The organism is Gemmatimonas sp. (assembly GCF_031426495.1).
Classification (GTDB): domain Bacteria; phylum Gemmatimonadota; class Gemmatimonadetes; order Gemmatimonadales; family Gemmatimonadaceae; genus Gemmatimonas.
On record NZ_JANPLK010000006.1, the window covers coordinates 1 to 21,307 of the forward strand.

A 21,307-nucleotide genomic window follows, 5' to 3' on the forward strand; every position below is an offset into this window, starting at 1 on the left:
CGCGTGGGTGAGCTTTTCGATGTTGTGCACCAGGCAAAAGAGCAGCCACTGGCCGTTCACCTTCGTGCGGCCGCGCAGCGTGAAGCGATCCAGGCGTTTGTTGTACCGCACGTTCGCGAACACCGGTTCGACGGTGGCGAAGCGTCGCCCGTATTGCTCGCGCCCCTCGGGCGTATCGAGGCGCTGCTGCATGCGCATCGTGTGCGTCTCGGCCTCCGCGTCCTCTCGCCCGCGAAAGAACGCGACGTTGCGGACGACGGTAGTCTCGGGCGTGCGCAAACATTTGTCGCGCAACGCACAGGGCGCGCAATCGCGCTTCGCGCCCTGAAAGTGTTCCCCGACATACCCGTTCGTGACGTTGCGCGCCCCCCGGCGGTTCAGCGATTTCCCGGCGGGACATACACACGTACGCGCCTCCGCGTCATACGTGAAGTCACTCGGCGCAAACACCGGCAGCGTCTTCTTCGCGTCGCCCGATTTGTCGTGCAACGGATTCGGTGCCGTGGTATGGTGCTCGCGGTCGGCGAACCGTTCGTCGCGCTTCCGCATGTCCGGATCGGCAATGAGCGCGGTCACACTCCGCTCGGCCAGGACGGCCAGATTCGCTTCGCTCTGATAGCCCGCGTCCGCCGTGAGCACCGTGGCGTTGGTGCGGAGCGACGCCAGCGCCTCAACGACGGGGAGCAGCAATTCCTGTTCGGACCCGGTCCCATGCGCTTGCGCGTCGACAATGATCTGATGTTTTGCATCGACGCCGGCGACTCCCGTATAGCCCTGGATGACGCCCTTGTCCGTCGCCATCTTCGCGCTCTCGTTATCGGTGCGATTGCTTTTCCGCAGCCCGCCCGTCGGCCCGTGGCGATCCGTCGGATGGTTCGCCAGCCACGCGCGTAATTCCTCGGCATCCTTCGTCAGCCGCGCGACACGCGCGGTGGTCTTCGCCGCGACGTCGGGCTCGCGCTCCTGTGCGTCTGTCGCACGGTGCCGGTCGAGCATCGTCTTGGCGGCAGCTTCCAACTTCTCGGCGCGCTGCGTGAACTCGGCGCGCGTGCCGCTCCGATGTTTCGACGCATTGCTCGGGAGCTTGACGCCATCAATCGCAAACATCTCGCGCCCAATCAGACCCTGTCCATCGCATACCGCCAGCACCGCCGCGAACACCTGCGCGATGTCGTCGCGCAGCGAGCTTACGAAGTGGGCAATGGTGGTGAAATGCGGCGCGGTCATGCCGCACAACGCCATGAACGTCACGTGCTCTTGGCACACGCGTTCAATGGCCCGGCTGCGCACGATGCCCTGGGAGTACGCGAAGAGCACCACCTTGAGCAGCATGGCCGGCGGGTACGCCGGCGCGCCGGTCGCATCGTTCTTGAAGCGCGCGTCGAAGTGCGCCAGATCCACTTCGTGATCCAGCAGGTGATTCAGCGCGTGCTCGAACGTGCCGGGCAGCAGTTGGCGTGCGAGGTCAACGCTCAGAAACTGCGGATTCGTATCGACCACTTTGTAGCGGGCCATGGCAGGATCTCGACAGCGAGGCGAACCGACACCACATTCGATGCAGGACCAACCCGTTGCGTGCTAGCAAGTTCCGTTTCCACATTGGCATGCTTCGTGACTTTTCCTACAGCTTCGTTAGTGCAGCGCGTCGCCTCGAGCAGACCGCAGTTGATCGTGCTGGAGGCGACCGGCGGATACGAGCTGCTCGCCGTCGCCGCGCTCGCCGCTGCGGCACTGCCCGTGGTGGTGGTGAATCCACGCCAGGTGCGGGACTTTGCGAAGGCGACGGGCCAGCTGGCGAAAACGGATCGCATTGACGCCGACATCCTCGTGCGCTTCGCTGATGTTGTCCGACCGGAGGTGCGCCTCATTCCCGACGCGGCGGCGCACGAACGGGATGCGCTGCTCACTCGGCGGCGACAGCTCTTGGAGATGCTGCAGGCGGAGCGCAATCGCGTAGGCCAAGTGTTCGGCACCGGCAAGAAGCAGGTGCGTAAAAGTCTGAAGGCGCACATCACGTTTCTCGAGCGCGAGCTGCGCTCGACGGACCCCGATCTCGGCGAGATGGTTCGCCAGAGTCCCGTCTGGCGTGAGCGCGACGAGCTCCTGCGCAGTGTGCCCGGTGTCGGCCCTGTGCTGTCGCGCACCCTGCTCGCGGACCTGCCGGAACTCGGTCGCCTGTCCCGTCGCGCGATTGCCAAGCTGGTCTGCGTCGCGCCGCTGAGTCGAGACTCCGGCACGATGCGTGGCCGTCGATTCGTGCAAGGCGGTCGCGCGACGGTGCGTGGCGTACTGTACATGGCGGCCCTCGTTGCCACCCGACGCAACATGATCATTCGCGAGTTTTACCTACGCTTGGTCGCCGCCGGCAAGCCGAAAAAGCTCGCCCTCGTGGCGTGTATGCGGAAACTGCTCACCATCCTCAATACGATGATGCGAACGAACACTACGTGGAGCGCGAAAGACGCGACAGCGATACTCGCCGTCGCTTGACTTTCAAGACAGTTGCTAACGCCTCAGCGTTCTGCTGCAGCGCATCATATAAAGTGTGGCTGGACGGGCGACGTGCGCCAGCACGGCGACCGCCTGCCGCACACCGCCTCGCGCTGCCAGCAGCAACGTTTCGTTAGACAGAGGCCGCTTCGAGATAGGCAACTTCCTCTAGCGACCTTCCGAGACCGTCGAGACCAGGGAAGAGAGAATGTGCGCCGATGTTCATTTGTCTCAAGTTGCTCAGAAAAGACAGCTTGAGAGAGCTTGGAACTATCCACTTGGCAGCTACAAGCGTCGGCCCGTCCGTCGGAGATCCAGGAACAAGTGCCTTTGCGATACCCTCGTCGTGACCACTGAGAACGTCGAGCGAAAAGCTATAGTTCGCCATCTGCACAATCTCTCGCTCGGAAAGTACAGTAGAGGCGTAGAAGCCTGTCTTCGTGATTGAACGGTCTAGCTTCCCCATCGCTTCGTCGTGGAATTTCGCAGATGCTGAAGGCTCGATTCCATTCGCTCTCAGAATGCGACCTGCGGCCGCTACAAAGATCGAGCCAGGGGCGGATAGATGAGATGTGCAAGCAAAGTATGCAGCCACGTACGCCGATTGGGTCCAATCAAGCAATCGAGTAGGCGCCCCGTAGTGCTGCATGATGGACCACCTCGCCATCCGGTTCGCGTAAAAGAACGTTTGAAGTTGTCCCGCGGTTACATAGTGATGTGCGCGCGATTCGAATTGGCTGAGCAAGCGTTGTTCGACCATCTCGCCCGCACGCGTCGTCTTTACTTCAGCCTCGCGCAAGATGCGCGCAAGCTTTGGCTCGAGACGCCAGGTAGAGTTCGCCTGACCACGAAACACGAACATTGGTACCGTCGGCGAACCCATGGTAAGGGCCGCGACACGGGTGGCAAACGCGTCCCACGACGGCAGCTCGAGGCTTGGAAATTCTATCGGATTCATGGAAGTTTAATTCTGTCTAACCTCTATTCGCTCGACCGACCATTCCCTCATGGGTCGCGAGATCTGCACCATATCCGACAATCCCGCCGATCGCGTCTTGCCGCAAGGCCTTACGCCTCAACGCCGTACCACACTCCGAGCCGTCACCCCCGGCGCGTTAGCACGACCGACCTAACGCGCCACGCGAGACTCGCACCGCACGCCCCCGCCGAGAGCCCCCTACAACGCCGCACTCAAATAGAAATCCGTCCGCCACTGCTTCAGCGGATACAACCCGCGCGAGAAGTCCACGCGAATCAATCCGTCCAACAGCCCCACGCCAACCCCGGCTCCCCGCTGCGGCTGCGTCTTCCCGAACGCATCACGACTGCCCGCCCAGCCGATGTCAAAGAAGCCCACCGGTCTGAAGAAGCCCTGCTTCGTGCCCACCTCAGCCCGCGCGAGCCAGAACGCATCACCGTCCTGCGTGCCCGCGATCTGTCCGCGTACGGTACGCACGCCGCCCAGGAACCATCCGCGTTGACGTGGCACATCACCGAGCGAACTGCCGATCGCGCCGGTGAGCGCGGTCGAGAATCGCGACACGGGGCGCGTGACAGTGCCTTCCACCGACGCCCGCGCATACTGAAACGTACCGGTCCCCGCTTCACCATTCAGCACGGTCGTAAAGCGCAATCCCTTCGGTCGCTCCAGCAGCACGCGCGAGTACATGCCCGACACACCGGTCACACTCAGGTTCTCCGACTCGATGTTCCTGCGGAAGCGACGATCGGCAATGAGCTTCGCCAGCGAGAACGTATTCACCACATCGGTGTCGCCCGCCGTCCACTGCCGCTCGATGAACAGTTTGTACTCCAACGCCCCACGACGACGTTCACGACGCTCACCCAACTCGGCGCCCATCGTGCGATAGTAAAACCCTTCGTCGCGTCCGTAGATGAACGCCGGCAAACTCGGGCCGAAGCTCAGTCCCCCGCCCCACTCGGGGTTGGTGGCCGCAAGGCGATGATACACCGTCGCGGTCACGGTACGCGCGCCGTTGCTGCGCGCCAAACTCAGCTCACCGTTCGCATGCAGATCGGCGTGTCCAATGCGACCCACCGCATTCAGCGTGTAGCCCGCACCCAATAGCTGCGTCACGTTCACGCCGGCCGAGAAGCCTTCCACGCGGTTGAAGCGCAGCAGGTCGGAGCCCAGGCGAACCGTTGGCATCTGCGGCATCCAACCGGGCTGCAACGACAAGTCAAGCGCCGACAACAGTTCGTCGCGACTCTTGATGTCGAATAGCTCTTCATCCGACGCCACCGCTGGCGGCAGCGCGGGTGAGTTGGCGAGCTTCGACGCATCGCACGGCATGTCGTACGCCACCCGCAACGCGCCTTCGTACCGCGACTCCACCCGCGTGTAGGTGGAATCCTTCTGACACAACCGATAACGCGCCCGCGCCGACGCGGACATCTTCGTCGTGTCCGGCTTCGTGGCTTTGCCCGATTTGTCGCTGCCACCACCGACGGTGATGTTCACATCGTTCCCGCCCGTGATCACCGTCGTGTCCCGCGCACTCGAATCACCCGCCGTACCACTGAGTCGCGCCGCCGGAATGGCCGCCAGCGAGAAGTCGCCGTTCACGTCTTCGTACGTGAACTTCTCATCGATGCTGAATGGCGTGCGCACGAAACCCAGCTGCATACTCGCCGTGGCACTATTCGCGCGCGGCAGCCAGAACTTGCCCTGATACAATCCGTATTCCACCGAGATGGCGTCGAGCTTGGCCTTGGCCGGACGGAAGGTGGCCTTCACCCACACCGGCACGTCTTCGTCGCTGTTCTCATCCTTTGCCCGCGCCTGCACCGCCGGCGCGCGCTGGATCGAGTCTTTCACATACAGGTCGCGCGGCATGCGCACCCGCGCAATCGAATCACGCAAGCGGTCGGCTTCCCGGCTCACCTTCTTGTCGGCCTCAGTCTCTTCCGACGCCACATCCCAGATCTCGAGGTCCATCGCCAACCGGTACGCCGCGCGCACCAGCTGCCCACCGTCGCGATCGAACCAGAACGAGCCCACGAACACCCGCCAGTCGGGCCGGCGCGCCGTGATGCGCAACTCGCGCAGCTTGATCACGCGGCCACCATCGAGCTTGATGTCCACCGAGTCGCCCGTCGCATACTTGTAGTACGTCTCGGCGCCATTCGCGAGCGGATGAATGACTTCACGCTCGTCGATGTCGCTCTTCACCACGCCGAAGTTGCTGCTCGGAAACCAAAGCGACTCGCGCCCCGGAAAGTACGGAATGGAAATGGCACTGCTGAAATCCCCACTCGAACTCGACGCCATCGGTACGGTGATGCGCGAACCGATCGGCCGCACCCGCACGCCTATATCACGGCGCCACGAGATCTCGGCCACGTTGTCGCCCCGAAACAGCAGCTTCTCGAGCCCCAACCGCTTGGCGCCCATGCCCATCGAAATGCGCTGCGTGGCGGTGGCCTTGTAGGCCCGCAGCGCGCTGTCCTGCCGCACACGCGCCTCACGCGCCCGCACGAGAATGAGTTTTGCCTCGGGGTCGCTGAAGGCCGACGCGCTGGCCGAGTCGGCCCGCAGGCGCCGCACGACGCTGTCGGGAGAGAGCTGCCGGCGCGCCATGGAGCGGGCATCCCGGGTGGCCTCCCGTGCGGCCGTCCGTTCCTCGGCCGTGAGCGTATCGCGCTTGGCCGGCGGCTTGGGGCGCGCCTGACCGAACAGCGCATCGGGACACGCGGCTGAGAGCAGACTCATCACCCCAACCAGGGCGACCACACGGAGCGAATTCGGAGAGCGCATGAACCGGGGAACGGGATATGGCGAGGACATCACGACAAAAACGACCGTCTTGGTGACCGTACGGGGGTCCCGACCGAGCGGTTTCCCCACGTGAAACGTAATTTCGGAGTTCGCCTGCCGTGCCCGGTTTGCTGCGGGCCACTGGCAAGCCCTGTCTGAAATTCGCCGACCACCCCTGGGAGTCCGCCGTGCATCCGACCCGCTTTCGCGACTGCGTTCGCAGTACCCGTTCCCTCGTTGCCGGCCTCACTGCACTGGCCGCCCTGCCGGCCTCTGCGCCCGCGCTGCTGGCTCAGGCAGCGACACCGCCCGCCGCCGCTGCGGCGACTGCACCCGTCGACCCCCGCTTGGAGAAGCTCAAGGCCGAAGCACTCGTGATGGTCGAGTCCCGCGCCAAGCAGGTGCAGGAGATCGTGGACATGCTCTTCTCATTCCAGGAACTCGGCTTCCAGGAATTCGAGTCGCAGCGCTACATCACGACCCTGCTGGCCAAGGAAGGTTTCACCATCGAGAAGGGCGTGGCGGGCATCCCGTCGGCGTGGACGGCCAAGTGGAGCTACGGCACGGGTAAGCCGGAGATTTCTCTCGGCTCCGATGTGGACGGCATTCCGCAGGCCAGCAACAAGCCGGGCGTGGGCTACAAGGACCCGATGGTGGCCGGCGGCCCCGGTCATGGTGAAGGACACAACTCGGGGCAGGCCGTGAACATCGTGGCCGCGATCGTGGTGAAGCAGCTCATGCAGCGCGACAAGATCAATGGCACGCTGCTGCTGTGGCCGGGCATCGCCGAAGAGCAGATGGCGGGCAAGGCATTCTTGGTGCGCTCGGGACTGTTCAAGAACACCGATGTCACGCTGTTCACACACGTCGGCAACGATCTCGGCGTCTCATGGGGCGCCAGCGGCTCGAGCGCCTTGCTCTCGGCCGAATTCCGCTTCCGTGGCTCGAGCGCCCACGCGGCCGGTGCGCCGTGGAGCGGCAAGAGCGCACTCGACGCGGTCATGCTGATGGGACAGGCGTGGGAGTACAAGCGCGAGCACCTGCGCTTGCAGCAGCGCTCGCACTACGTGATCAAGGACGGCGGCGATCAGCCGAACGTGGTGCCCAGCACGGCGAGCATCTGGTTCTATTTCCGCGAGCAGGACTATCCGCGCACGATGGCCCTGTTCGAAGTGGGCAAGAAGATCGCCGAAGGCGCCGCCATGATGACCGACACGAAGCTCGACACGATCGCCATTCTGGGTTCTGGCTGGTCGGCGCACTTCAGCAAGCCGATCGCCGAAGCGATGCACCAGAACGTGCAGACCGTCGGCATGCCGAAGTGGGACGACAAGGACCAGACGCTCGCGAAGGGCATTCAGAAGGAGCTTGGCTCGCCCGACTTCGGCTTGTCGGAGCAGGTGAACAAGCAGCTGCGTGGCGCCGAGACACCGCAGAACTGGATGGGTGGTGGATCGGACGATATCGGTGACATCGCGTGGAACGTGCCGACGATCACGCTGCGCTTCCCGTCGAACATTCCGGGACTGCCGGGCCACAACTGGGCGAACGCGATTTCGATGGCGACGCCCATCGCGCACAAGGGCGCGCTGGCCGGCGCCAAGGTACAGGCGCTCACGATGCTCGACATCGTCATGACGCCGAAGATCGTGGCGGACGCGTGGGACTACTTCAAGAACGTGCAGACGAAGGACACGAAGTACACGCCGTTCATCCGCCCGCAGGACATGCCGCCGACGTACCTGAACGCCGACATCATGGCGCGCTACAAGACGCAGCTGCAGAAGTTCTACTACGACCCCACGAAGTTCAAAACGTATATGGAACAGCTGGGCATTGAGTATCCGACGGTGCGGCCGCAGGTGGTGGCACCGAAGGGTGAGGATGGCAAGGAAAAGCAGTAGGGGGGTACGATCACTTGATCTCGTCGACGGCCGTCTGCTTGGTCGCGGCGAGTAGCTTCGCGAGGATGTCGGGGTAGATGCCCTGAGGGAAGCGACTGATCAGGGTGAGCTTGCGCCGTGTTTCGTCGGTGACACGCAGACCGCGCCTCACGTCGTAGGCGCCGCCAAGTCGGTCGACGTCGATGGCGTCGACGCTTCCCCAGGCCACGCGGGTGATCTTGGGTCGGCGCAGCTCGACGCCCTCGACGACTTCGGGGCTGCGCATGAGGACACTTTCGTCGTCTACGGCGAGCAGTTCTCCTACGCGGTCCTGCGGCTCGCCGACGACACGTAGCGCAATGCGGGCGCCTTCGGGAGAGACCATCCAGTCGATGTCGCCGGGCTTGGCGCCGAAGCGACAGGCAGAGACCAAGACGCACGCGAGCAATGCGGTGGCACGCACTAATTGGCGAGTCATGGCGCGCTCCTCACCGAACGGGAATGCGTGATGCATAGAACTCGCGCTCGAACGATTCCTTGCGCTCGGTCCAGCGATGCAACGCCGTCAGCACGGCGGCGTCTCCGGGTTTGAACGGTTCGGTGCGCGTGGGATTGGCCAGCCAGTCGCCGCGGATCCATTCGCGATACCAGCCCTGCCACGCGATCATGTAGGTCGTGGTGGAATCCGTCGTGCGCGCCGCACGATGATCGCGCGCGAACTCCAGTACCATGCGTTGGCTGGGGCGCGTTTCGAAGTAGCGCGCATCGGCGGCCGCGATCGCTGAGACCGCCGCGGTGTCGAGCGTCGGACCGCGCCCAACGGCGGGAGTGGGTACTACCACGCGCTCCACGGCGAGTGTGGTCACGGCGGGACGTGATAGGGTACCCGCCACCCGCACCTCGTCGATACGCCAATTGTCGGCCACGAACTGCAACCGAATGCGCGCCGTGCGGGCATTCAGCGCCGACCGCGGCAACACGAGCGCGACATCACGAAACGCGATCGGCCCCACGTCACTCAGCCGCGCGGTGGCGCCGTGAATCGCATCGATGCTCGCGACGCCTTCCACCGAGGCGCGCAGTCCCATCGTTTTGCGATACCACAGCGCCATCTCGGCGGTGGTGCCGAACTTTCCGAGCCCCTCGTGCAGCCAGTCAGCCGCATCGCGCCCGCCCAGCATGCCGTTGTACAGCAGTACCGTATTCAGCAGTGAGTTGCGCAGTCGCAATACCACCGCCACCGAATCTCCGGCAGGGAGATCGGCCACGTGCACATCGATCCAATCATCGAGATCGCCTGCTGATGCACGGCGCAGGATGCCGGCATCGGTGGCGTACAACGTGCCGTCGCGCGAGCGCAGTACACCGCGCACGTCGCGGCCCGCGCGGTCGGTAGCGCGACCGACGGGCGTGAATCCACTCACCAGCACGGGCCGACCGCCTTGGTCGGGCACGATCGTCTCACCGGCGGCGTGCCGCATGGCGAGCAGTTCGATGTGATTGATGTAGTGCGTCTCGAGCGCTTCGTTGCGCAACTCGAGTCGTACCCTACCCGTGGAATCCGCGCGCACCCGCAGCGGATCGACATCGCGCTGCTCCATGAGCGGCGCAATGGAGTACGAGAAGCCCTCGGCCTGCAGCTCGGCCGTCGCGCCGGTGTCGGCGTACACGGTAGGGCACGAGCCGAAAATGGCGATCCCAAGAATCAGCGCGCCGAAGCCGGCCGCTACCGTGCCGGCGACCGATGCGACCACGGTGGGCACCGCATTGACCTTGTTTTCGAACGTCTCGACTCCCACCACGCTGTCCATCGGCACACTGTCGTCCACACGCGGTATCCCGTTGTGCAGCGTGTACCGACGGCCCTCGCCAGTCAGGCTGTCACGCGTCACGGTGGCACCGGTGCGAAACACGACGGTGCTGCCGTCCTTCAAGTGTGCCTTGATTGGCGATGTGATGCGCGTCGGCGCACCAGCGGCGGGACGCTCGACGGCGCGGACTTCCGTGCGATAGAACACGCACGCGGCCGAGAAGGCGACGGCGCCGAGGGCAGCGATCAGCGCCAGCGAGCGCAACGCGGGGGTTCGAACACGAGCTCTGAGCGATTTCATATCGAGCACTCCGGGAAGGTGTGGCACGTACCTCCCAAGGTGCTACACGCCGAACGGGCCGGCTATCCGTCAGATGACGTACAGCCGGCCCGCTGAACCGCCGCCGTGACTTAGTGCTTGGCGGCCGCGGCCTTGAAGCGTGCCCGCATCTGCAGCAGTTCGTCGCTGTGGCCCACGTTCTTCTTGGTCGCGTCTTCGAGGAGCTTCATGATGGCGATGTTATCCTCGACCACCGTGGGCGTGCCCTGCAGGTGCACACCGAAACCGAAATGTTCACCCGGCACCAGCACCATCTCGTTGTGCAGCACCACATCGCTGGTGTCGTCGGCGATCCGTACGACCACGAACTTCTTGCCGGCCTTTTCCATGAAAGAAATCCGCAAGCCGTTCACGCCGTCGGGCCACGGGGCATAGGCGTGCTGCTGGCCATCGCTTCCCTCGAATGAGGTCGAGTCGGTAGTCTGCTTCATGAAGTTCTTTTCGAAATTGCCGGCGTAGCGAAGGGCGTGTCGCATTCGTGAAGTCCTTGTGCGTGAAAAGCAGGTGAAACGGAGCGGTCTCTGGAATATCGCACCGATCGGGCGCGATGGCGAATTACACGGACCGCGCCGCCCGGGCCGCCTTGAACTGACGGGCGCGCAGCACGCGCAAATACAGCCCGCCGGAGAAGAACACCAGCGCGCTGAGCCCCAGCAGCTCCTCCCGAGAGAGGTTGGTGAGCACCCAGACGCAGACGGCGGCCCCGAGAATCGGGACCAGTGGTCCGCCGGGGATGATGAAGGGGGTGTCAGCGGTCTGCACGCCACGCTGGCGCAGGCGCAACACGGCGAGACAGACGGCGACGTCGACCAGCAGCACCGACGCGGTCCCCAGGATGGCCAGCGACCTGAAGGCCCCCAACACCGCCAGCGCGCAGGCGATCGCCGCAAACACCAGAATGGCGACGTACGGCGTGTCATACCGTGGATGCACCTTGGCCAGCGGCGCCGGCAGCAGACCGTCCTTGGCGGCGGCGTACAGGCAGCGCGGTGACACCAGCAAGTCGCCGTTCACATTGGCGAAGATCGACAGAGACACCGCACCCAGCAGCAGTGTTCGCCCCCACGGCCCCATGAGCTGTTCCGCCGTTGCGGCCAGCGGCGTGACCGTCTGCCGTGGTAGGTCGGCACCCAGCACGCCCTCGGCGACCAGCTGCAAGCCGAAATACAAGCCGACCACCGTGGCCACACCCATGAGCAGCCCCAGAGGCACGGTGCGGCTCGGATTGCGCAGCTCTCCACTGGCCGACAACGACGCTTCGCCGCCCACGAAGGCGAACATCAGCAACAACACCCCGCTGCCGAGTGTGGACGCGCTGGGCATGCTGGACGGAATGATGTGCGACAGATCGATGTGCGGAATACCCACCACGAGCAGCAAGAGCAACGGCAGCAGCTTGAGTACCGTGAGCACGACGACCAGTCGCGCGCCGGTTTTCACGCCCATGATGTTGACGCCGGCCATGAAGGCGAAGAGCCCGATGAGGGCAAGCGCTCGCGGCACCGGCTGCGCGAGGATCGGCGCGGCGGTGGCGAGCGCACTGACGAGCACATCGGCCAGTGCGGCGTCGGAGCAGGCGGCGAAGCCGAACCACATGAGATTGGCCGCAATGAACCCCGCGAATGGACCGAACGCTGTTTCCACGTACGCGTACGCGCCACCGCTTTCGTGGACGCGACTGCCCACTTCGGCGAAGCAGAGGAAGATCAGCATCACCAGCACGGCGCAGATGGCGTAGCCGAGCGCGGTGGCACTGCCGAGGGTGGCAGCGACGAGTCCGGGCACGGCGAAGATGCCGGCGCCGATCGTGCCGTTGGCGAAGATGAGGGCGAGGGTGCCCGGCCCGAGCACGCGGCGCAGCGCGCCGCTTTCACGGCTCGTGTCCGTCATGGTTCCGACACCGACGGCTGGTCGGCGATGGCGCCCATGACGGCGACCTGCAGGTCACGCGTGGAAAAGGGCTTCTGGATGAAGCGGACCGTTGCGTCCATGACCCCGTGGTCGGCGATGATGTCAGCCGTGTAGCCTGACATGAAGAGCACGTGAATTCTTGGATAGCGCTGCCGCACGACACCGGCCAGATCGCTCCCATTCATGCCCGGCATGATGACATCCGTGAGCAGCAGGTTGATCGGCCCTGGGTGCGCCTCCGCCACTTCAATCGCGTTCTTCGGTCCAGTCGCCACCAGCACGTCGTAGCCCAGCCGATGAAGCATGGTGCTCGTGAGCTTGAGGATCGACGGCTCGTCCTCGACGACCAGAATCGTGCCGTGTCCGCGCGGCAGCGCGTGCTCCGACGGTGTTGTGAACGAGGATCGCGCCTCGCCGTGATGTCGCGGCAGGAAAATCTCGAACGTGGTACCGCGATTGACGACGCTGTGAACCGCGATGAAGCCGCGGTTCTGCCGGACGGCCCCATCCACCATCGACAGGCCAAGCCCCGTTCCCTCACCCAGGCGCTTGGTCGTGAAGAAGGGCTCGAAAATGTGCGCAACGACCGCCGGTTCCATGCCGCGCCCGGTGTCGCCCACGGCGAGACAGACAAAGTCACCAGGAATGGCCTCGGGAACGACGCGACAGTACTCCGCATCGACGCGCACATTGCTCGTCGTGATGGTCATGGTCCCGGAACCGATGCCTTCCGTCGCGATCGCATCCCGTGCATTGACGCAGAGGTTCGTCAGAATTTGATCGAGCTGCGACGGATCCATCCACACGGGCCACAGCGACGGTGATCCCTGCCAAGTGATGGAGATATTCTCACCGATCAACCGCTGCAAGAGCGACAGCGTCGCGGCGACCGTCGCATTCAGATCGAGCGACTGCGGCTCAATGGGCTGCTTCCGGGCGAAGGCCAGCAGCTGACGCGTCAGGGCGGCGGACCGCTGTGCCGCATTCTGAATTTCCTTGAGATCGAGATAGCACGGCTGATCGGGCGACACTTCCAGCAGCGCCATTTCGGTATGGCCCAGGATCACACCGAGCATGTTGTTGAAATCGTGGGCGACGCCACCGGCGAGGCGACCGATCGACTCGAGTTTCTGCGCCTGCGCCAACTGCGCCTGGAGCGCCGCCTGCTCGGCGACGGCTTGCCGTCGCGCCGTGATGTCTCGTGTGATGGCGAGGACCTTGTCCACCCGGCCATCGGCATCCGGCAACGGAGCGGCATGAGTTTCCAGCCAGCGCCGCGTACCGCGCAAGCCAACGATCTCGAACTCGACCAGACCCGGCACGCCGTCCATCGCCTGCTTGTTCAGGGTTCCGAAGGCCGCTCGATGTTCGGGCAGAATGAATTCCGCGAGCCCACGTCCGCGTACGTCGTCCAGCGAGTCCGCTTCCAACATCGCGAGCCCAGCACGATTCATCTCCAGCAACTCGCCACTCGCGGACACGACCTTCACGCACTCCGGCTCGGCTTCGACGATCGTGCGATAGCGCGCCTCACTCGCCCGCAGCGCGGACTCCGCCTGCAACCGCGAGGTCAGATCCGTTGCCACCGCCATGAATCCTTCGATCTCGCCCGACGCGCCACGGAGCGCCGTCACCGCGAGTGAGACCGGAACGCGCGATCCGTCTTTGCGGATGTACGTCCAGTCGTGGCGATTAGGCAACGCTCTGATGGCCTTCGCCACGAACACGTCAAAGCCGGGCGCAATCTCCTCACCCAACTCCTGCGAGAATTCCCGGGCGCGCTCGACCAGCTGCTCGGCGTCGTGAAACACCGCCCCCGATCGACCAATTATTTCGCTGGCGGAGTAGCCAAGCATCCGCTCCGCCGCTGGATTGAAGGTCAGAATGTTGCCGGAGGAATCGGACGAGATAATCGCATCGCCGGCGTGGGTAACCAGCGCGTGTTGCCAACGCGCCGCGGCTTGGTGCGCAGCCTCCGCCTGCTTGCGGGCCGTGATGTCGACCATCAGCCCCCGAATCCATCGGGGCTCACTCGCTTCCATTACCACCGTGACGAGATCGCAAATCCAGCGTTGCTCCCCGCTTCGGCAGAGAAATCGATACTCGAACTCGTGGTCCTCGAGGCGGGCGGTCGCAGCCGCACAGTACGCCACCGCGAACTCACGATCGTCCGGATGAATACGGCTGGCCCAGAAACCGGGCCGGCACCACTCGTCGCGCGTAAAGCCCGACACGCGCTCGGCATTCTCGCTAACCGATGTGAACTGGAACGTCGACGCGTCGGCTTCCCAGACGATCACTCCGGTCGAATCGAGGAGTAGACGGAACCGTCGGTCCGACTCGCGCTCAGCAGCCTCCGCCGCCGTGCGCGATGTCGACATCCGCCGCAGCGCGAACTCGATGCGCCACGGTAGTATGGCGAGGTAGCCGCGTGCGGCGTCCTTGATGAGAACGTCGTCCACACCGGCGTACAGCAACTCGGTCGTGTTGGCCTCCCGACCGGCTTCGACGAGGATGATCACCACCTGTTCGGTGAACGCGTCGGTGACGTTGCCGGTGAGCTCGTCACGGGCCAGCACGACGTCGAAGGTCTCCTCGCCCAGCAGGGCGCGCGCTGCAGCAACCGACGGAACGACGGTCACGATCAGCGGCAGTTGCTGGTCCGAGACGAATTCGGTCAGGGCCCGCGCGTCGTGGGGGTCCTGTTCGATGTAGAGGACGCGGCGCATCGCGCCACTGGCTTTCACGGCCGACCGGCCGCTGGGCGCGCGTCGGCGGCGATGACGGCGTTGAGCAGCACGTCGGCGCCGTTCGCGATGTCGGCGGCGCGGGAGAACTCCTTGGGTGAGTGACTGATGCCACCCACGCTCGGAATAAAGATCATGGCCATCGGGGCGATGTGCGCGATCTCCTGGGCATCGTGACCGGCGCCACTGGGCATCCGTTGCGACGACAAGCCGAGCGCGGTGGCGCTGGATTCGATCCAGTTCATGACCTGCGGATCGGAGACGGCGGGCGTGCTGTCGGTGAGTCGCTTGAAGGCGAAGGTGGTTGTGGTGGCCGTACCGATTTCGCGCGCAAGCCGCTCGAACACGTCGGTGAAGTGCTCGATCTTTTGTTGGTCGAGATCTCGCAGGTCGACCGTCATCACGACTTGGCCGGGAATCACGTTGGTGGTGTTGGGCGACACGACCATGCGGCCCACGGTGGCCACCTGGCGTCCGGGTTCGGCCCGCACGGCGTCGTTCACCGCCACGGTGAACTTGGCGGCGGCGAGCATGGCATCCTGACGCTGATCCATGGGCGTGGCGCCGGCGTGATTGGCGAAGCCGGTGATGGTGACTTCGAACCAACGCAGTCCGACGATGCCCTGCACCACACCGATCTGCTTACCGGCCTTTTCGAGCAGGCCACCCTGCTCGATGTGCAGTTCGATGTAGCAGGCGATGTCGCCCTTCTTCTTCACCGATTCGGCCAAACGCGACACGTCGCCGCCAATGATGCCGATGCCTTCGCGAATGGTCTTGCCGGAGCGGGCTACTTTCGCCAGCTCGGCGTCGGTCATTTCACCGATGGCGGTTTTGCTGCCGGTGGTGCCGCCTTCTTCGTTCTGCCAGATCACCACATCGAGCGGGTGGCGCAGCCGGGTGTTCGTTTCACGCAGCGTGCGCGCGACTTCGATGGCGCCGAACGATCCCACGGGGCCGTCGAAGTTGCCACCGTCGGTGACCGAGTCGACGTGCGAGCCGATGAGAATGGGTTTCAGCGCGCGATTGGTGCCCTCGAGTCGCGCATAGATGTTGCCAGCGGTATCGATACGCGGCGTAAAGCCGGCGTCGCGCAGCAATTGCTGCGTGAAGGCGCGCCCAGCGAGATCGGCTTCGGAGTAGGCCACACGATTGATACCGGTGGGCGTGCGTCCGATGCTGTCGAACCTGGTGAGCCACTCGTTGAGTCGCGCGCCGTTCACGCGCAGGGGCGCAGTCGCGGGAACGGCGCGGAACGCGTTGGAGAAATACGGTATGACGAGCGGCATCGACGCCAGGGCGCCGGCGTGACCGAGAAAAGTACGACGCTTCACGAATCAGCCTCGAGCAGCGATGGTGCGGATAGCGGCCGCCAGTTTGTCAGCGTCGGCGGGGGTGTTGTACAGCGTGGGGGTGACGCGCACGCAATCGCCCTTGGCGAGTCCGGTGCGCTGAAAGGTGAAGATGCCGAACTCATCGTGCAGCGTAGTGGCGAGTGCGCGATTGGCCTCGCTCGTGCCACGGTTGTGCAGTCGGAAACCGGTGATAGCACCGGTGAGCGTGGCGTCTTCGGGCGTGAGAATGCTCACGCCCTTCACATCAGCCACGGCGTGCACCCAGCGGTCGCGCAAATAGCGCAAACGCGCAGCCTTCTGCGGAATCCCGATGCTGAGCTGAAAGTCGATGGCGTCGGTAATCGTCATCACGGTCGCGAAGTGCGTAGTGCCAGTGTGAATGCGGCTTTCGATCCGATCAAGCGGCGCACTTTCATCGGCGTGCGCACGATCGATGGCACTGAGGCGATCCTCGCGGATGTACAGGGCGCCGGCACCGATGGGCGCTCCGATCCACTTGTGCAGGTTGAGCCCCACGAAATCGGCGCCCAGGTCGGCCATGGTCAGCGGCACCTGTCCGAACGAATGGGCGGCATCGACCACGACGTCTACACCGCGCGCCTTGGCCATCTTGGCAATCTCACCGACGGGCAGCAGCAGGCCGGTTTTGTTGTTGCAGTGCGTGAGCAACAGCAGCTTGGCGCGCGGGTTGGCGTCGAGCGAGTTCGAGTACAGTTGGAGAATGTTCTCGCGCGAGGCCGGCTCCGGGATGTCGAGCGTGACCACCTTGGCCTGGCAGCGTGCGGCGAGGGCATTCATGGCCCACTGCATCGCGTTGTAATCGAGATCCGCGTAGATGATCGTGTCGCCGGGCTGCAGGCGATTATACTGCCCGATCAGGGCCTGCAGCGCCTCCGTCGCGCCGCGGGTGAAGGCGAGTTCGGTGGGCTTGGCCCCCACGAACGCAGCCACCCGCTCACGGGCCGTGCGGAACATCGCGGGATACTCGCGCCGCGCGAAGTACGAGCTCTCGCTGTTCACGCGATCGATGTAGCGGTGATACACCTCGAGCACGGGCTGCGCCATCATGCCGAAGTAGCCCGCTTCCAGATTTGTGGTGCGCGGCGTGATCCGATACTTGGCGGCGACCAGCGCCCAGTACGCCTCGTCACGCGCCACGTCGTGCAGCGCGCCGGTATGCGGCGTGAGGGGGGCACCTGGCTCGGCTGAGCGCGGCGACGGGCTTGCGGCAGCGGCACTCGGGGCAGCGACGGCGGCGGCACCGAGAATGGCCGCGCTCTTCACGAAATCCCGACGGGAGCGGTCTGTAGGCATCCCTGACGGTACGGGCTCGGGCGGCTGACCGCAATCAGCCGGCGGTGGTGTGGCTCGTTGGCATCGTTGAACTGATCACACAGAGAAAAGGAGCTTAGGAGAGCACAGGGGGCTGACCCGGGCGCGTGTCCTCTTTTTCTCTTTGGCTCTTTGTCTCTGTGTGATCGGGCACGCGGCGCTTGGAAGCCACGTGATCGCGGCGAATCAGCGCACTAAGAGCTCGCCCGCCCACACGGGTGTGGCGGGGTTGCCAAATGTGAGTCGATAGACGCCCGGGCGGTCGGCTTGGAATTCGAAGTCCCACGTTTGGCCGGCCCAGCCTCGGAATTTGGCGGGAAGCAGTTCGCGCTGAGCGGCGGGCATTTCGAAGCCATCGCGGGCCACGGCGCGCCAGGTGACGGGGCCTGTGCTGTCGGAGAGCGTGAGCGTGTTGCCGTTCACGGCGCCGATGAAGACGAAGCGCAGGCGATGGGTAATACCGCGTTCCAGCACCTTGGGTGGCGGGGCCGAGTCGCCGTTCACAAGGAGGCGCGCGGGTTCATCGGGGCCATCCCATCCCACCACGAATAGGTGATCGCGCGCCGGGTTGTAGCGCTGCCCTGGTTCGAGCACGACGATGCCGCCATAGAGTCCCGACGTGAGCTGCACGACGTCGTTGAGGTGCGTGTGGTAGATAAAGGTGCCGGCTCGTGGAAGCGTGAGTCGCGCGATGAACGAATCAGCCGGTGCGATCGCAGGCGCGTGTTTCCCCGGCGCACCGCTCCATCCGGCCACGCCGTCGAAAAAGCTCTCCAGTTCGATACCATGCCAGTGCACGGCGGTCGACTCCTTGAGATGATTGATGACAGTGATGTCGGTGGGCTGTCCGCGCGTGAGGATCAAGGGAGAGCCAGGGATGTTGACCGAGTCGGCCGACGGCGATGCACCCTCTTGCAGCACGAAGCCCAGCGCCCGTTCCGACTTGCCGCGCCGCGCGCCTTCCTGCACGTGCAGCCGCATCGTTCGCGGCGCGGGGCGGCGCGCAGCCACCGTGCGCACGCGATCGGTCACGGAAATACCCATCACCAGTCCGGCCATGTGTTTGGCCGCGTCACCGGAGTGATGATCGTGGGCGTTGACGCCGGGCGTGAAGCGCGAGTCGGCGACGGCGTGAAAGGCCAGATGGCAGTGAAAGAGCCAGTTCCCCGAGCGCGCCGCCACCCACTCCATGTCCATCGTCGTAAAGGGGTCCATCAACTCGGTCACGAGCATCGGCTGCTTTGCCTTCGCGCGCGCCGTGACACGTTCCTGGTCGGCCTTCGCCAACAACTTGAAATAGAACCCGTGCAGATGCATGGGATGCGGACGGATCGTGCCGTTCACGATGCGCCAGCGCAGCGTATCGCCGGTCTGCGCCGTGATGCGCTCGGTGTAGGGCCAGCCGCGTCCATTGATGGCGAGGGCACTCCGATAGCGCTCGACCGTACCGTCACCCCACACGTTCATCACGAAGATGCGATCGTCGGTACGCGCGCCGATGGAGTCGATGACGAACGCGCCGTACGTCTGCTCGCGTTCGCGCACGTCCCAGTTCACGACGCCGACCTGTGCGCCGTAAACGTAGGTGCCGGGGGCGCCGGCCACGAAGCGACGGGTAGTGGTCTGGCCGGGTTTGAGCGTGATCGAGTCGAAGCCGGGTTTGCTGTTGAGTCCCCGCCACGTCACTGCGGAATCGGCCAGTGCGTTGGTCATGCGCGCCATGATCACGGTACCGGCACGCACGCGGATCAGCGGCGCCGGCACCTGCGGCGCGCGTCCGACTTCGCCGATCACCGGCCCTTCCACCACGTCGCCGCTCTCCCCCTCGGGGTACCAGCGCGCCATCCGGATATCGAGGTCGACGAACATCGTGTCGGCCACTTTCCGTCCCGCCGCGCGCCGGTTGTCGTTGGCGTCGGCGACTGGTGTCGCCTTGGTGCCAAACCCCAACCATGTGGTGAGTGCGGCCACGAACAGATACGACCAGGGGCGAGCGAGCATTTCGTTATTCCAAAGCAGGGGGGCCCGAGCGGTTGACGCGGCAGATGATAGCGCGGGCCGGCGAAATCCGCGAGCGGCGTGAATCCACTGACATTCGCATGAAAACCATTCATCATCGTTTATGAGCGCTTCGCCATGATTGCGTTGGCGACGGGCGTTGCTGAACTGATCACGCGGAGGCGCCGAGAGCGCAGGGTACGCAGAGGGAGAAGCCTGTGTGGCAGGCTTGGTGGAATGCAGAGCTGCGACTCTGCGGCCTCTGCGCACTCTTCGCCTCCGCGTGATCCAGCACGCCGATGCCGGACGAACGCGCTGTGATCAGTTCCTGCGGTGCCCGTTCCGCAGCACACCCCCCCGGGAGAGATTCTCGACATGTCCTTCCCGCCATGGTTGAACCGGAGTCGCTGGCCCACGCTCGCCGTGCTGCTCGCCTTGGCCGCCAGCGCCTGCGCGGACGGCCCCACCGACACGACGCCGCCTGTGGTGCCGACGCCGGTGCCGCCGGTCAGCTATGTGGCCGGTCAGTCGTACTTCGGGCGCAATGGCTACGTGGAGTACATCGCCGGCAACACGCCGGTGATTCTCACGGCGCCGCATGGGGGCACGCTCAGCCCGTCATCGATCCCCGACCGCACGGCCAGTGCCTGCGGCGGTACCGCCACGACGGTGACCGACGCGAATACGCTAGAGCTCGTGCGCACCATGCAGACGCGCTACGCCGCGCGCTTCGGCACGTATCCGCACGTCATCATCTCGCACCTCGCGCGACGTAAGCTCGACCCCAACCGCCTGCAACCCGAAGCCGGTTGTGGCAATACCGAAGCCGCGACCGCGCTCGGCGAATGGCACCGCTACATCGACCTCGCCAAGAGCGCGGTGCTAACGGCACACGGCAAAGGGTGGTACATGGACATCCATGGTCATGGTCATGCCGTGCAGCGACTCGAACTCGGCTACCTCGTGACCGGTACGCAGCTCGACGGCACCGACGCTGCCCTCGATGCGTCGAGCGCACTCGAGAACAGCGCCAGTATTCTCACGCTGTCGCAGTCGTCGCCGCTGCCGTTCTCCGCCCTTTTGCGTGGCCCCACCAGCCTCGGTTCACTCTACGCCGGCCTCGGATTTCCGGCGGTGCCGAGCAGCAGCGATCCGCGGCCGAACGGGGCCGAATACTTCAATGGCGGCGACAACACCCGCCGGCACTCGTGCGGCAGTGCCGCCGGGCCACTCGGCGGCACCACCGGTGGGTTGATCTGCGGCGTGCAGATCGAAGCCAACTTCGTGGGTGTGCGCGACAACGCCGCGAATCGCGAACGCTTTGCCGATGTCACGGCGCAGGTGCTGGAGCAATACCTGCGGGTGCACTGGGGGTTGCTGCTGGCGCCGTGACCGGCTGGCGCGCTTCGGATGGCGCCGTGGTGGCGACTGGCGCCGGAGGTTCACGCGAAGGGCGCGAAGGGCCGCGAAGGAACGCGAAGAACTACTTCGTTTGCGACCGCGAGCTGCTGAATGACTCCGCCAGCACGGCGTCATGATCTTTCGCCGTTCCCTTGGGTGCTTCGATCTGACCAAGGCTCTCGAGAAACCGAAGCATCGGGCTGGAGCTCTGCCGCTCTTCAACGGGACGCTTGGGAGTTCGCATAAATGAAATATTGATACG

The 21,307-nt window shown here is 64.6% G+C and carries 15 protein-coding genes; 3 read left to right on the forward strand and 12 right to left on the reverse strand.

All coding sequences use genetic code 11. The features are described 5' to 3' along the window. On the reverse strand, positions 1 to 1,515 hold a 1,515-nt coding region (locus RMP10_RS02290), incomplete at its 3' end, for an IS1182 family transposase (RefSeq protein WP_310568860.1). A gap of 120 nt (positions 1,516 to 1,635) precedes the next feature. Between RMP10_RS02290 and RMP10_RS02295 the strand changes: the two genes are divergently transcribed. Then, positions 1,636 to 2,490: an IS110 family transposase gene (locus RMP10_RS02295; protein ID WP_310568861.1), complete on the forward strand. Its 855-nt coding sequence runs from the start codon at positions 1,636 to 1,638 to the stop codon at positions 2,488 to 2,490. A gap of 133 nt (positions 2,491 to 2,623) precedes the next feature. Here the strand turns inward: RMP10_RS02295 and RMP10_RS02300 are convergent, their stop codons facing one another. Both RMP10_RS02300 and RMP10_RS02305 read right to left on the reverse strand, forming a co-directional pair. Further along, on the reverse strand, positions 2,624 to 3,448 hold the full coding sequence (locus RMP10_RS02300) for an FRG domain-containing protein (RefSeq protein WP_310568862.1): 825 nt from the start codon (positions 3,446 to 3,448) through the stop codon (positions 2,624 to 2,626). A gap of 219 nt (positions 3,449 to 3,667) precedes the next feature. Continuing rightward, complete coding sequence (locus tag RMP10_RS02305; protein ID WP_310568863.1) at positions 3,668 to 6,268, reverse strand: hypothetical protein; 2,601 nt, start codon at positions 6,266 to 6,268, stop codon at positions 3,668 to 3,670. Positions 6,269 to 6,555: 287 nt separating this feature from the next. Here RMP10_RS02305 and RMP10_RS02310 point away from each other — a divergent pair, with 287 nt between their 5' ends. Then, a complete protein-coding gene (locus RMP10_RS02310; RefSeq protein ID WP_345785768.1) occupies positions 6,556 to 8,172 on the forward strand; it encodes a peptidase dimerization domain-containing protein in 1,617 nt (538 codons plus the stop codon). 10 nt (positions 8,173 to 8,182) lie between these two features. Here the strand turns inward: RMP10_RS02310 and RMP10_RS02315 are convergent, their stop codons facing one another. The 8 genes from RMP10_RS02315 to RMP10_RS02350 all read right to left on the reverse strand — a co-directional run bounded on the left by RMP10_RS02315 (position 8,183) and on the right by RMP10_RS02350 (position 19,647). After that, complete coding sequence (locus RMP10_RS02315; RefSeq protein ID WP_310568865.1) at positions 8,183 to 8,629, reverse strand: hypothetical protein; 447 nt, start codon at positions 8,627 to 8,629, stop codon at positions 8,183 to 8,185. 10 nt (positions 8,630 to 8,639) lie between these two features. Further along, the gene (locus RMP10_RS02320; protein ID WP_310568866.1) at positions 8,640 to 10,262 is read right to left on the reverse strand and encodes a hypothetical protein; all 1,623 of its coding nucleotides are present in this window, start codon (positions 10,260 to 10,262) and stop codon (positions 8,640 to 8,642) included. Positions 10,263 to 10,372: 110 nt separating this feature from the next. After that, entirely contained in the window at positions 10,373 to 10,777 is a 405-nt protein-coding gene (locus RMP10_RS02325; protein ID WP_309672653.1) for a hypothetical protein, read from the reverse strand. A gap of 79 nt (positions 10,778 to 10,856) precedes the next feature. Next, complete coding sequence (locus RMP10_RS02330; RefSeq protein WP_310568867.1) at positions 10,857 to 12,191, reverse strand: amino acid permease; 1,335 nt, start codon at positions 12,189 to 12,191, stop codon at positions 10,857 to 10,859. Beyond that, the gene (locus RMP10_RS02335) at positions 12,188 to 14,941 is read right to left on the reverse strand and encodes a PAS domain S-box protein (protein ID WP_310568868.1); all 2,754 of its coding nucleotides are present in this window, start codon (positions 14,939 to 14,941) and stop codon (positions 12,188 to 12,190) included. Before RMP10_RS02335 ends, RMP10_RS02330 begins: the two co-directional genes overlap by 4 nt. Positions 14,942 to 14,955: 14 nt before the next feature. Beyond that, entirely contained in the window at positions 14,956 to 16,293 is a 1,338-nt protein-coding gene (locus RMP10_RS02340) for a M20 family metallo-hydrolase (RefSeq protein ID WP_310568869.1), read from the reverse strand. Positions 16,294 to 16,296: 3 nt separating this feature from the next. After that, complete coding sequence (locus RMP10_RS02345; RefSeq protein ID WP_310568870.1) at positions 16,297 to 17,628, reverse strand: aminotransferase class V-fold PLP-dependent enzyme; 1,332 nt, start codon at positions 17,626 to 17,628, stop codon at positions 16,297 to 16,299. 204 nt (positions 17,629 to 17,832) lie between these two features. Further along, positions 17,833 to 19,647 (reverse strand): multicopper oxidase domain-containing protein, encoded by a 1,815-nt coding sequence (locus RMP10_RS02350; RefSeq protein WP_310568871.1) that lies wholly within the window; start codon positions 19,645 to 19,647, stop codon positions 17,833 to 17,835. A 372-nt stretch (positions 19,648 to 20,019) separates the two neighbouring features. Between RMP10_RS02350 and RMP10_RS02355 the strand changes: the two genes are divergently transcribed. Beyond that, complete coding sequence (locus RMP10_RS02355; RefSeq protein ID WP_310568872.1) at positions 20,020 to 21,036, forward strand: hypothetical protein; 1,017 nt, start codon at positions 20,020 to 20,022, stop codon at positions 21,034 to 21,036. A 91-nt stretch (positions 21,037 to 21,127) separates the two neighbouring features. Here the strand turns inward: RMP10_RS02355 and RMP10_RS02360 are convergent, their stop codons facing one another. Next, positions 21,128 to 21,289: a hypothetical protein gene (locus RMP10_RS02360; RefSeq protein WP_310568873.1), complete on the reverse strand. Its 162-nt coding sequence runs from the start codon at positions 21,287 to 21,289 to the stop codon at positions 21,128 to 21,130. Positions 21,290 to 21,307: the final 18 nt, after the last annotated feature.